Origin of the sequence: Saccharospirillum alexandrii (genome assembly GCF_043641555.1) — a bacterium.
GTDB classification, from domain to species: domain Bacteria; phylum Pseudomonadota; class Gammaproteobacteria; order Pseudomonadales; family Natronospirillaceae; genus Saccharospirillum; species Saccharospirillum alexandrii_A.
In genome coordinates this window covers 246,269-259,085 of record NZ_JBHZRJ010000001.1, presented here as the reverse complement: position 1 = coordinate 259,085, position 12,817 = coordinate 246,269, and the positions used below count along the sequence as shown (strand labels likewise).

Below are 12,817 nucleotides of genomic sequence, written 5' to 3'. Positions count from 1 at the left end.
CCGCCTTTTGGCGGTTTTTTTTGGCTAGTCGTTTAGGTTGGGTAGGTGGCAGGTGGTATTGGACCGCAGCGGCAACCGGGTATGCCCGGTTGCCAACACGCACACACTCAATCCCGAGGAGCCCGGGAGGCAGTTACTTCCGTCGCCCGAAGCCGCTGCGACAGTTTGTCCAGCACGCCATTGACGTAGCGGTGGCCCTCGCTGGCGCCGAAGAGTTTCGACAATTCGACGCCTTCGTTGATGATGACCTTGAAGGGTACATCGATGCGGTGCACCAGCTCGTAGGCACCCATGCGCAGAATTGACAGCTCGACCGGGGTCATCTCACGAACCGAGCGATCGGTGACGGATTCAATGTAGCTATCGAGTTCCGTCAGCGTGCTGGGCACGCCGCGCAGCACTTCGCTGAAGTATTCCTGATCGACCTTGGCCATATCATGATCGGTGATGAACTCGGCCTCAATCTGATTGACCGGAGACGACGACAAATGCCACTGATACAAAGCCTGCATGGCCAGTCGGCGGGCCTTGCGGCGGGCTGCCATGTTGGGACGCTGGGTCATGCCTTAACCCTCGATCTGTTTGAACAGATTGACCATTTCCAGCGCCACCAGGGCCGCCTCGGCGCCTTTGTTACCGGCTTTCGTGCCCGCACGCTCAATGGCCTGTTCGATCGAATCGACGGTCAGCACGCCGAACACGACCGGCATGCTGGCCGTCAGCGCCACTGAATTGAGCCCGCCAGCCGCTTCACCGGCCACGAAATCGAAATGCGGTGTGCCGCCGCGAATCACCGCGCCCAGCGCGATGATGGCATTATAACGCTCTGTTTCCGCCAGTTTCTGGCAAACGATGGGCAGTTCATAGGCACCCGGCGCACGGATGACCGTCAGTTGCTCGTCCTTAATGCCGTGGCGCTTGAGCGCATCGAGTGCACCGTCCAGCAGACTTTCAACCACGAAGCTGTTCCAGCGGCCCACCACGATCGCGTACTGGGCGTCGTTGGCGGAAAAGTCGCCTTCCAGGGTAGTAATGTTTGAAGTCATAGCAGTCATTGTCTGATCCTGTCTGAACGACGACCCGACCCGGGTCGCCGTCGGTTAATCATGAGTCGGTTGTAAACAGCTTAGTCGCCTTCAGGCTTCATCGCCCGCGGCCGGAATGTACTCGACCACTTCCAGGTCGAACCCGGAAATGCCGCCGAATTTGATCGGTGAACTGAGCAGTCGCATCTTGCCCACACCCAACTCGCGCAAAATCTGCGAGCCGGTACCAATGGTGGTGTAGGTGCCGTACTTGTCGACGTTCGGGTTACGCGTGTTAGCGCGGTCATCGCCCTGCATCATCTTCAGTTCGGTCATCACATCGGGGGCCTCCTGAACATCCAGCAAGACCACCACGCCTGCGCCTTCTTCAGCGACCCGGTGCATGGCGGCATCCAGTGTCCAGCCGTGGCCACGGGCCGGGTTAACCCCCAGCAGATCGCGCAGAGTCTGCGCCACGTGCACCCGCACCAGTGTGGGGTTCTCGGGTTTGAAAGGCCCGCCCAGCGTCAGTGCAATGTGAGTGCCGCCACAGAGGCTGTCACGATACACCTGGACGTTGAAGTCACCGGCGCGGGTGCTCAGTGACCGTTGCTCGACTTTCTCGATGGTGCGCTCGTTCAGAATGCGGTAATGGATCAGGTCGGCAATGGTGCCTACCTTCAGCCCATGCTCTTCGGCAAAGGCTTCCAGATCGGGCCGGCGCGCCATGGTACCGTCTTCTTTCATGATCTCGACAATGGCCGCCGCCGGAATCAGACCGGCCATGCGGGCCAGATCACAGCCCGCCTCGGTATGGCCAGCCCGGCTGAGCACGCCACCTGGCTGGGCGCGCAGCGGGAAAATATGCCCGGGCTGCACGATATCGGTGGGCTCGCTGTTCGGATCGACCGCAACCTGAATGGTGCGAGCCCGGTCAGCCGCAGAAATGCCGGTCGTGACCCCTTCAGCCGCTTCTATCGAGATGGTGAAGGGCGTGCCGTAGGCCGAACCGTTGTCTTTCTTGACCATGGATTCCAGGCCGAGAAAATCGCACCGCTCGCCGGTCAACGTCAGGCAGATCAGCCCTCGGGCCTTGCCGGCCATGAAGTTCACGATCTCAGGGGTGATTTTTTCCGCCGCGACGATCAGATCGCCTTCATTCTCACGGTCTTCATCGTCCATCAGGATAACCATCTTACCCTGACGAATGTCTTCAATAATGTCTTCGATGCTGTTCAGCGCCACGTTCAATTCCACTGCCGGGTCCATCGTCACCGCCGGTGCAGACAGCCCGGCGTTCACAAGTCGTTATCATACCAGAAGCGCAGGCGATTCGCCGTGCCAGGCTGCGTTTTCCGGTGTTCTTACCGTGTTACAGGTTAGAGGGCGTTGGCCGTAACTGCAGGCGCAAATCCGGCCCGACCGCCCGGGAGTCCACCACAGCAAAGGACAGACCCTCTGACAGCTTGCTCAGACTCGCCGAAAACAGCGGCCGGGTTGCGGCCCCCAGCAACACGGGCGCCTGATAAAGCCACAACTCATCCACCAGGTTCATCTGCAGCAGAGTGGCAGCCAGAGTAGCGCCAGGCTCAGCCCAGACCTCGTTGAAGGCTTGTTGGCCCAGCCAGATCAACACTGCAGTCAGGTCCAGATGCCCGGCCGCATCGCGCGGCAAGACCACAAGTCGGGCGCCTGCCTCTGCGAGGGCTGCCTTGCGCCCTTCGGGGGCCTCATTGCCATGCAATACCCAGGTCTTGCCGGGCAGGGACAGCATTTTGGCGGTAGCCGGTGTGTTCAGGTGGGTATCGAGGATCACCCGGTCCGGCTGCCGGTCGATGCCCTCCAGGCGAACCGTCAGGCTAGGGTCATCTGACCGAACGGTGCCGACTCCGGTCAGAATGGCGCAACGTTCGGATCGGGCCCGTTGCACATCGGCGCGGGCAGCCGGGCTGGTTATCCACTGGCTTTCACCACTGGCCATCGCCGTTGCCCCATCGAGACTGCTGGCCAGTTTGAGCGTCAGCCAGGGCCGGCCGGTGCGCATGCGCTTCAGAAAACCACGATTCAGTGCTTCGGCATCCTGGCTCAGTACGCCGGAGCGTACCGCCACACCCGCAGCCTCAAGTTGGGCAAGGCCCCGGCCGGCAACCTTGGGGTTAGGGTCTTCGATGGCGCAGACAACACGCGCGACCTTCGCGTTTATCAATGCCTCGGCACAGGGCGGCGTGCGGCCATGATGACTGCAGGGTTCCAGCGTCACATAGGCGGTGGCGCCACGCGCCCGATCACCCGCTGCAGCCAGAGCATGCACCTCGGCATGGCCGGTACCGGCCAGCACGTGGTACCCCTCACCGACGTTCTGGCCATCGCGGACGATTACGCAGCCAACCCGTGGATTGGGCATGGTCGTGGTGATACCGCGGGCTGCCAGCGTCAGCGCATGGGCCATCCAGAATTCGTCAGACTGAGTCTCCGTCACACTACCCTCACTCGGTCCGCTTTTTTTCGAGCCGGTCAATTTCACTTCTAAATTCGTTTAAATCCTGGAAACTCCGATAAACCGACGCGAACCGAACATAAGCAACCTGGTCCAGTTCACGCAGCTCATTCATCACCACCTCGCCCAGCCGGCGTGACGGCAACTCACGCTCACCGGTTGCCCGCAGGCTTTGTTTGATGCGCGCCAGCGCCGCCTCGACTTCCTCAACACTGACCGGTCGTTTTTCCAGTGCCCGCTGCAGGCCGGCACGAAGCTTCATTTCGTCGAAGGGTTCACGGTTGCCGTTTTGTTTGACAATGCGCGGCATCACCAGTTCAGCCCCTTCATAGGTGGTAAATCGCTCGCCACACTGAAGGCATTCGCGACGACGCCGCACCTGCTCCCCTTCGGCAACCAACCGGGAATCGATGACCTTGGTGTCTTGTGCTTTACAGAATGGACAGTGCATCGGTTAGAACTCATTCGGACAAAAAGGAAGGACGGTGTCTGAACCGTGTTTCAAGCCGCTAAAGTGTACTCTGCTACCGACTATTTGGCGACACGCCTACTGCTACAAAATCGTTGACTTTTTAGAAAGCTGATAACCACGCGGGTTCCGGAGAGGGTGTTTATTCACAAAACCGAATGCACTCAAAACGGGCACAGCGAACCAGGCCACTTGACCAGAAAACAACCAGAACACGACTATAACTGATTGTTTTCATTAGTGTTTTTTTAATGTGTCTATTTTTTAACCAAGCCAGGGTAACATGACTGTCATGCCGATTCGGGACAGCTGTAAAGAGTATACCCACAGACTTATCCACAGTAACTGTGGGCACCTTAGTGGAAGCCAGAGCCCATCAGGCCGGGCATAAAAAAGGGGCGCCAATGCACCCCCTGAGCTTAAGTTCGATAGTTACAAAAAATACCGCAAAAATACGGCCCCTGTCTTTAACCGCCAGCGGGCAAACTCGCATAGTAGGCGGCCAGGTTGGCAATATCCTGCTCCGACAGTGGCGCCGCAATGCCCCACATCACCGCCGCATTGGCCCCCTGGCGTTCCTTGGATTTATAGGCCGCCAGCACATTGACCAGATACGCCTCTTTCTGTCCTGCCAGATTCGGATAAATGGGCACCGCCGATATGCCATTAGCTCCATGGCATGCCGCACACACAGCTGACTTGGCCTGACCGGCCGCCGCATCCCCTTCAGCCCAGGCACTGGCTGCCGCCAGAGCCGCCACACCCACCAACATCGCCTTTACAGATTTCTTCATCAGTACTCTCTCTTATTGCCTGAGCGCTCTATCACTGCGCTGGTTGAAGGTATACTTGTTGTGCTACAGAGCAGGGTCGCCACTCGGGCCAGTCTTCGCGCCGGCATCGAGTCATTCGTTCCGGCCCCTGGCACTCGCGTGATTGCCTGCCCTGCTCCTAACCCCAATAAAAAGGCCAAATATGACGCAATTTAGCGACAGCAATGCTCCAAACCTAGAACCCGGTCACCGTTTCGAACTCAGTAAAGCATACAATGACTTTACCTTCATACCTTGATGTAGAGCATGCTTACCATGTCTGATCGCCCTTACTTGCTGTCTAAGGCGTCTACCCTGGCCATTTCAATGACCGCCCTCCTGCTGGCTGCCTGTGGCCCTGAATCCAACAGCCGTTATGGCGATCAGTACTGGGATCCCTGGACCACCAAAGACACCTTCGACCCCATTGTAGCCCCCGAGTTTTCCGTAGAATTCGTCAGAACCAGTGCCGAAGGTGACGACCCTGAAGTGTACGAGGCGATGATTACTCTGGATGCCAGCGAAACCTACGAACGGCTCTATGCCTACAGCTGGGGCTTTCAGCGCGGCAACAAGGAACGCGAAACCTTCAGCTCACTCGGAGCCAGCAGTGATTTGCAGCTGGTCTATGCCGAAGACCCCGATGACCCGGGCAACGATGAGCGCCTGGAGGCAACAGTACCGGGCGATTACCGCATTTTTCTGATTGGAGAATCCGACGGGCCATTGGGCAAAGTGACTTTACGATTCGACGATATGGCGTTTGCACTGCCTGGCTGTCCGACCACGGGCAATTATTACGAAGACTACATCGACGATACCCTGGAAGTCTGTGCCGAGTGCCATCAAAACGGTGATGCCAGCGCTCAGCTCAACCTCCCGACCAATAGCCTCAACAACCGGCGCAACAATTTCATGCAGCACGTCAGGAACCGCATCAATGCAGCCGACGGCGACCCAGGCCTTACGTTGCCGGAATGGATAGTTAACCCCAGCCACGATGGCAGTAACACCATCAGCGCCTCATCGGAAGCCTATCTGCGCATTGCCGATATGGTGGCTATGCTGGAGACTATTGAAGCGGACCCGGATGAGACCATTGCCAATAACGGCAGTAACACGGTGCCGGCCGACTTTTGCATCGCCAAGCCAGCGGGTTTTGCGTTCACCGTTGAGTAATGAACCGGCATAGTTATATAACGATTGGTCTAAAAATAGGTCAGAGCAACCATTAAACCAAGTGCAGGCTGCCGGGTAGACCTGGCCGGGGTAGTCCGCAACAGGGACGTTGCGGTCTAGGCTCCAAGGAAGGATTCACGCCGACCCCGGCCAGGTCTACCCGGTAGTCAGCACGAGCGATAGCCACCACCTTTCAACAAACCACCACATTGACCGCAAGGCCGCCCTGGGCGGTTTCCTTGTATTTGGAGGCCATGTCTTCGCCGGTCTGGCGCATGGTTTCGATCACCTCATCGAGCGATACACAGTGATCGCCCGGTTCCCGCAAGGCGATGCGTGCGGCCTGTATGGCCTTGACGGCGCCAAAGGCGTTACGCTCGATGCAGGGCACCTGAACCAACCCCCCGATGGGGTCGCAGGTCATGCCCAGGTGATGTTCCATGGCAATTTCCGCCGCATGCTCAGCCTGGGCCGCCGTGCCGCCCATCACTTCAGCCAGACCAGCCGCTGCCATTGAACTGGCTACGCCAATCTCGCCCTGGCAACCCATCTCGGCTGCGGAAATCGACGCGTTGCGCTTATAGAGCCAGCCAATGGCAGCCGCCGTCATCAGAAAGCGGCGCTCATCGTCTGCGTTTAATCGGGGCATATGATGGTGAATGTATGCCAGTACCGCAGGGATAACACCGGCTGAACCGTTGGTGGGTGCCGTAACCACCCGACCGCCTGCCGCGTTTTCCTCATTGACCGCCAGCGCATAAACACTGACCCAGTCGATGACACCGAGCTGATCTTCTTCGGCCTGCTTGCGCAGCGAGCGGGCCATGCGGGCCGCACGGCGTTGCACCTGAATACCGCCCGGCAAAGGGCCTTCCAGGTCCATGCCCCGGTTCATGCAAGCGACCATGGCCTCATTGATGTGATCGGTCCAGGCCAATACCTCCCCTTCCGGCGTGCCCAGCCCCACTTCATTGGCCAGCGTAATATCGGCAATGGTCAGGTTATGAGTTTCAGCCTGATGCAATAGGTCGGTCGCATTAAAGAACGGATAGGGCCGCTGATCCGGAAACTCCGTCAGCAGGTCGCGCTTGGCCGAATTTTTCGCCAACTCATTGGCAATGGCACCGCCGCCCACCGAATACCAGGTTTCACTGAGCAGCACGATACCGTGCTCGTCTTCAGCCGTAAAACGCATACCGTTGGGGTGTTCGGGCAGAAAAATATCGGTGAAAAAGCGGACGCATTCCCCCATGGTGAAACGCAACACCGGCCCACCGGGCAAAGGCAGCCGCTCATCTGTTTTCACCTGCAAAAACGTATGGTCCGCCACTTCGGGATCGACGGTCGCGGCATCCAGCCCGCACAGACCCAACACGACCGCTTTATCAGTGCCATGGCCAATACCGGTCAGCGCTAACGAACCATAGAGATCCGCTCGAATCTGCACGACCGCTGCCAGCTTGCCCTGCTCTTTCAGGTGTTGCACAAAACGTTCGGCGGCCCGCATCGGGCCGAGGGTGTGTGAGGAAGACGGCCCCAGGCCGACTTTAAACAGATCCAGTACTGAATAGGGTTGCACGCTGTCATCTCCGCCGATTGGGTCGAGCCCACCTAAGGTGACCCAGACCCTCCAAGAGGGCAATGCACCGGTGCTAATTAGCCGTGCCCGGCATTGTCCCGACGATTTTACAGCGCTTTATGGCAACCCGGTGGCTGGCCAGCTTAACCCGTCACCGGGGGTGGCACTTCAGGCGGCAACCGATGGTTGCGATCCTGACTGAGAATGACACCGACAAACACCAGCCCAATGGCCAGCCACTGGCTGAGCACCAACCGTTCACCGAGCAGCAGCATCGAAAAAAGCAGAGTGAAAACCGGCAAAAGATTGGTGTAACCGGCAGCGACCGTTGCCTTCAAATGCGTCAGCGAATAGTTGTAGAGACCATAGGCACCCAGAGTGATGATCAGACCCAGATAGATCAGCAGGCCGAAGGTCGACAGGGAAATCTGTTCCGGCCAGGGCGATGCGAGCGCCAGCGGGAAAAAGAACAGCGTGCCGACAAACGACTGCAGGGCGGTCAGCAGAAAGGCGGAATAACGCCGGGTCAGATGCTTGACCAGCAGGGTATAACCAACCGCACTGACCATCGCCAGAAACTCCAGAAAGTTCCCCAGCAACGCATTGGGAGCCTGCTCACTGTCTTCACCGGTCAGGGTCATCCAGATAACACCGATCACGGCAATGCCAAACCCCAGCCACTGGCGCCAGCCGCTGCGTTCTCTCAGAATAAAGAAGGCGGCGATGGCCACCATCAGTGGCAGCATGGCGGTAATCATACCGGCCTGACCAGCGCTGGTGTAACGCAGTGCCTGGGCTTCAAAGATGAAATACAAGCATGGCTCAAACAGCGCCATGCCCAGCAAGTATTTCCAGTCACCCGCCTGATACACAAAACCGTGGCGCAACCAGGGCCAGACGGTCAGAAAGGCCACCGCACCAATCGCCATACGCATGAAAATCACGATCATTGGCGACAGATCATTCACTGCCAGCTTCAGGGCAATAAAAGAACTGCCCCACAGCAGCATCGCTAACAGCAACGCCAGATGGCTGCGCAATACCAGGTTATCCATCGTTTCTCATGTCCTTGGTTCAAGTGACTCAAGTCCCGGAGCTCGGGTTAGCTGGGTGGCATTGGGCCGCGCCGGGCACCGGGGAAGCCCTTGCGGGGTCGGCATAAATCCATCCATGGCGGTCCGACGTCTCGGGCCTAGACCGCAGCATCCATGCTGCGACTTCCCCGCAAGGGCTCCCCCGGCACCCGCCGCTGGTCTATCCTGGCAAGCTCCGGAACTTGAGAAAAGCCACAATCAAAAAAGGGAGGCCACTGGCCTCCCTTCGCTTAACTAACCCCTGAGGCAGCTGATCAGCGATAGACCGGCAGTCGTGCGCAGATAGCCAATACCTTGGTCTTGACCTCGGCAATGACTGAAGAAGCATCGCCTTTTTCCAGGCCGTCGAGCACGTCACAGATCCAGCCGGCCAGTTCACTGGCTTCGGCTTCTTTAAAGCCGCGGCTGGTGATCGCCGGGGTACCAATACGCAGGCCAGAGGTCACAAAGGGTGAGCGCGGGTCGTTGGGTACGGCGTTCTTGTTGACGGTGATGTTGGCTTCACCGAGGGCGGCGTCGGCTTCTTTACCGGTGTATTCCTTGCCGATCAGGTCGACCAGGAATAGATGGTCATCGGTACCGTTGGAGACAATGTTGATGCCGCGTTCGATAAAGACACTGCACATGGCCTGTGCGTTTTTGACCACCTGAGCCTGATAGGCCTTGTAGTCATCCGACATGGCTTCTTTGAAGCAAATCGCCTTCGCCGCGATGATATGCATCATCGGGCCACCCTGGCTTTCCGGGAAGACCGCGAAGTTCAGCTTCTTGTTCAGCTCTTCGTCTTCACGCGCCAGAATCAGGCCGCCGCGTGGGCCGCGCAGGGTCTTGTGCGTGGTGGTGGTGACCACATCGGCAAACGGTACCGGGCTCGGGTAAACCCCGGCGGCTACCAGGCCGGCCACGTGAGCCATATCGACCAGCAGGTAGGCACCCACTTCATCGGCAATGGTGCGGAACCGGGCCCAGTCAACGATGCGGGAATAGGCCGAGAAACCGGCGATGATCATCTTCGGCTTGTGTTCGCGCGCCAGGGCTTCCATCTGCTCGTAGTCGATCTCGCCAGTGTCGGCGTTGAGACCGTACTGCACGGCATTGTAGATGCGGCCCGAGAACGAGACCGAGGCACCGTGCGTCAGGTGACCACCGTGTGCCAGGCTCATACCCAACACGGTGTCGCCCGGCTCGCACAAGGCCATGAACACAGCGGCATTGGCCTGTGAACCGGAATGCGGCTGAACGTTGGCGTAGCCGGCACCGAACAATTGCTTGGCGCGCTCGATGGCGAGGTTCTCAACCACATCGACGTGCTCACACCCGCCGTAGTAACGCTTGCCCGGGTAGCCTTCGGCGTACTTGTTGGTCAGTTGGGAGCCCTGCGCCTGCATGACTCGTGGCGAGGTGTAGTTTTCTGAGGCAATCAGCTCGATGTGCTCTTCCTGACGCTCGCGCTCCGCTTCCATGGCATGCCAGATGTCGGCATCAAAATCGGCGATGGTTTGGTTTTTCTCAAACATGTCACTCTCCACAAGTATAGATGGGCTGCCGATACCGACCCCGACCCGGGTCGCAACAACTCAATAATCACTGACTGAAACTGACCGTAAAGACAGCTTTAGATCAAGGATTTCAAGGGTTTCAGAGGGCGGCTATTGTACCTAAAGCGAAGCGGTTTCCCACCGCTTGGGCGGGAAATTGATCAAACAAAGACCAAAAAGTCAGCCATTCCATGGCAACCTGAATGGACTGACTTCCGGGAAGCTATTCGGCGGACAGGGATGCTGCCATATCGTCGGGCTCGACCACTACGCCTTCATCATCCTGGCTCGGGAACACCGCCAGTGCGATGCCATCGGCCTGCAATCCGGGCAACCAGCGTTGCTCCCAGGCAGCTGCATCAATGGCAATAGGGGTGCAATCAGCCCAGTCACCGTTAACCCAGGCTTGGGCAAACTCGGTATGTGGCCAGACGGGCAGGCAATCCTGACCATCACTGGACATCAGGACTGTGCCCTGGTCGCTGCGCAGGGACCAGATGCTCTGGCCCGCCTGCAACAGTTCGATCAGGTAATCATAACGCTCAGCGGCAGACAGTGCCTGGAGGTCGTGAAACTCTTCCGGGGAAAGGGAATGGGTCATGTGCAGAACTCTGATGGGCGAATGGAAAACGGTCAGTGTTCGCCGCCAATGGGCATCTCCACTGAAAGGCTGGCCATAGTAGCAGCACGCCTGGAAAAAGCCATGCCGGAACGCAGGACGAAAAAAAGGGCCGCACTTGGCGGCCCTTTCCATACTAAAGGTACTGAGTCGTTTAGCGACGAACGACTGACAGACCGGGGTTAAAGTTGGAAATGTTCAGCGGGCTGTTTTCCTGAATGAACTCAACCATGACATCCGCGTCAACAAAGCCGGTGTTCACATAGTTCGGGTGATCGGTAAGTACCGGGTAGCCATCACCGCCGGAAGCCATAAAGGCATTCACCGCAAGACGATAGGTACCGTTCGGATCAATTTCCCGACCGTTGACAATGGCCCGCGTTACTTCGCCGTTGTTGATGCGCAAGTTAACGCCATCAAACTGAGCAAAGGCGCCACTGCCTGCCTGCTTGGAAGCGGCCACGTCGAGGTAGTCCAGCAACTCGGAACCGCTCAGATCGACGTAGGAAACCATGTTGCCGAAGGGCTGCACGGTCAGCACGTCTTTATAGGTGAGCTCGCCACCGTCCATATCGGCACGGATACCGCCGGAGTTCATGACGGCCACGTCAGCCTGGGCTTTTACCCGCTGGGCGCGTGCGACCAGCACACCAAGATTGGTAGGCTGGTTGCGGACGACACTGCGGTCACCAATGAAATCACCATTCGCGGAACCGATGACGGTATCAAGCGCGGCACTGCCTGCTTGCTGGTACGGTGCCAGCATGGCAAGCATTTCAAGGTTCTGGGCAATTTCCGGACGCAACAGTTGGTCGTCTTCTTTCAGGTTGACCGGAATCAGGTCGTATTCGTAGTCGACGATTTCGCCATTGCGAATGGTCAGGTCCAAACGGCCAACATACTTGCCCCACTCATGAGCCTGCAAAATCAGCGTGTTATTAACAACGTCGGGTTCGAACAGTGGATTCTGGCTGTGACCACCGACAATGACATCGATACCGTCGACATTGCGCGCCAGTGTCACGTCACCCGGAGCGTTGCCACCGTAGTTGCCATTGGCATAGTGACCCATGTGGGTGACGGCGATAACCAGCTCGGATTTGGCATCCAGCTCGGGAATCAGCGTGCGACCGACCGTGGAAGGACTCAGAAAATCGAGGTCGCCGATGTACTCGGGGTTGCCAATTTTAACCGTATCTTCGGTGGTAAAACCGACAACGGCGATGCGGTTGCCCTGGACGTTGAACATTTCATAGGGTTCGAACAGTGCTTTTCCATTGTCTTTATAGACAATGTTGGCCGACAGGAACGGGAAACCGGCCCAGTCTGCCTGCCGCATCAGCACGTCGCGCGGGTTATCAAATTCGTGGTTACCCACGGCCATGGCGTCGTATTCAAGCATGGCCATGCCTTTAAAATCGGGCTCGGCATCCTGTAAATCCGATTCAGGCACACCGGTGTTGATGTCGCCACCAGACAGCAGCAACACTTCGCCACCTTCAGCAGCTACTTCAGCACGAATGGAATCGATCAGGGTTTTACGGGCCGACATACCGTATTCGCCGTCGCTGTTGCGCCAGAAACGGCCGTGGTGGTCGTTGGTATGCAGGATGGTCAGTTGATAGTCGGTGTCCGGCTCGTAGCTCGGACCCATCATGGCGCAGCCGCTAAGGAGGACGACCGTCAAGCCCAGCGAGGCAGGTACTAGCGTTTTCATGTTTGAGTCTCCTTTCATTCTTTTTTTTGGCAGGACCTGACCTTTTGGTCAACCCTGAATTTCCACTTTAACCCGTTCTTTGGCAAACCGAAACCCGAAAATGACGGCTTTGTTACCAGGCCTCAGAACAGTGCAAAGCATTCAGTCTGTAGCCCCAATGCAGTGCTGAACCCCGGCAAGGGTGACCCAGTGGGTGATCCCCTCTCGGGCACTCGCCCCAGGCCAGAGCCGTGGTGTACGATCATTCTGTCTTGTGCTGTTGGGTTGCAGCAACCAGAGTGCCGGGCC

The 12,817-nt window shown here is 57.8% G+C and carries 12 protein-coding genes; 1 reads left to right on the top strand and 11 read right to left on the bottom strand.

What is annotated here, in order from left to right:
• Positions 1-107 precede the first annotated feature (107 nt).
• The 6 genes from nusB to ACHUE7_RS01045 form a co-directional block, all read right to left on the bottom strand.
• Positions 108-563 carry a transcription antitermination factor NusB gene (gene nusB, locus ACHUE7_RS01070; protein ID WP_348474537.1) on the bottom strand — a complete coding sequence of 152 codons (456 nt, stop codon included), beginning with the start codon at positions 561-563 and terminating at the stop codon, positions 108-110.
• Positions 564-566: 3 nt separating this feature from the next.
• Positions 567-1,055, bottom strand: coding sequence for a 6,7-dimethyl-8-ribityllumazine synthase (ribH, locus tag ACHUE7_RS01065; RefSeq protein WP_463557684.1), 489 nt, complete (start codon positions 1,053-1,055; stop codon positions 567-569).
• Positions 1,056-1,136: 81 nt separating this feature from the next.
• On the bottom strand, positions 1,137-2,270 hold the full coding sequence (gene ribBA, locus ACHUE7_RS01060) for a bifunctional 3,4-dihydroxy-2-butanone-4-phosphate synthase/GTP cyclohydrolase II (RefSeq protein ID WP_394169138.1): 1,134 nt from the start codon (positions 2,268-2,270) through the stop codon (positions 1,137-1,139).
• A 127-nt stretch (positions 2,271-2,397) separates the two neighbouring features.
• Positions 2,398-3,504, bottom strand: a complete 1,107-nt coding sequence (ribD, locus tag ACHUE7_RS01055; protein ID WP_394168315.1) for a bifunctional diaminohydroxyphosphoribosylaminopyrimidine deaminase/5-amino-6-(5-phosphoribosylamino)uracil reductase RibD — start codon at positions 3,502-3,504, stop codon at positions 2,398-2,400.
• Positions 3,505-3,511: 7 nt separating this feature from the next.
• A complete protein-coding gene (gene nrdR / locus ACHUE7_RS01050; protein WP_127557551.1) occupies positions 3,512-3,973 on the bottom strand; it encodes a transcriptional regulator NrdR in 462 nt (153 codons plus the stop codon).
• Between the two features lie 485 nt (positions 3,974-4,458).
• Positions 4,459-4,785, bottom strand: coding sequence for a c-type cytochrome (locus tag ACHUE7_RS01045; RefSeq protein WP_394168314.1), 327 nt, complete (start codon positions 4,783-4,785; stop codon positions 4,459-4,461).
• Between the two features lie 294 nt (positions 4,786-5,079).
• On the opposite strand from ACHUE7_RS01045, the gene ACHUE7_RS01040 reads away from it, so the two are divergent.
• Entirely contained in the window at positions 5,080-5,982 is a 903-nt protein-coding gene (locus ACHUE7_RS01040) for a hypothetical protein (RefSeq protein WP_394168313.1), read from the top strand.
• Between the two features lie 193 nt (positions 5,983-6,175).
• On the opposite strand, the gene ACHUE7_RS01035 is transcribed toward ACHUE7_RS01040, so the two are convergent.
• The 5 genes from ACHUE7_RS01035 to ushA form a co-directional block, all read right to left on the bottom strand.
• Positions 6,176-7,561, bottom strand: a complete 1,386-nt coding sequence (locus ACHUE7_RS01035; protein WP_394168312.1) for an L-serine ammonia-lyase — start codon at positions 7,559-7,561, stop codon at positions 6,176-6,178.
• Positions 7,562-7,704: 143 nt separating this feature from the next.
• Positions 7,705-8,616, bottom strand: a complete 912-nt coding sequence (locus ACHUE7_RS01030) for a DMT family transporter (protein WP_394168311.1) — start codon at positions 8,614-8,616, stop codon at positions 7,705-7,707.
• 293 nt (positions 8,617-8,909) lie between these two features.
• On the bottom strand, positions 8,910-10,172 hold the full coding sequence (gene glyA / locus ACHUE7_RS01025; protein ID WP_394168310.1) for a serine hydroxymethyltransferase: 1,263 nt from the start codon (positions 10,170-10,172) through the stop codon (positions 8,910-8,912).
• A 244-nt stretch (positions 10,173-10,416) separates the two neighbouring features.
• The gene (locus tag ACHUE7_RS01020) at positions 10,417-10,794 is read right to left on the bottom strand and encodes a DUF2750 domain-containing protein (protein ID WP_394168309.1); all 378 of its coding nucleotides are present in this window, start codon (positions 10,792-10,794) and stop codon (positions 10,417-10,419) included.
• 172 nt (positions 10,795-10,966) lie between these two features.
• On the bottom strand, positions 10,967-12,529 hold the full coding sequence (gene ushA, locus ACHUE7_RS01015) for a bifunctional UDP-sugar hydrolase/5'-nucleotidase UshA (protein ID WP_394168308.1): 1,563 nt from the start codon (positions 12,527-12,529) through the stop codon (positions 10,967-10,969).
• Between the last annotated feature and the right edge of the window lie 288 nt (positions 12,530-12,817).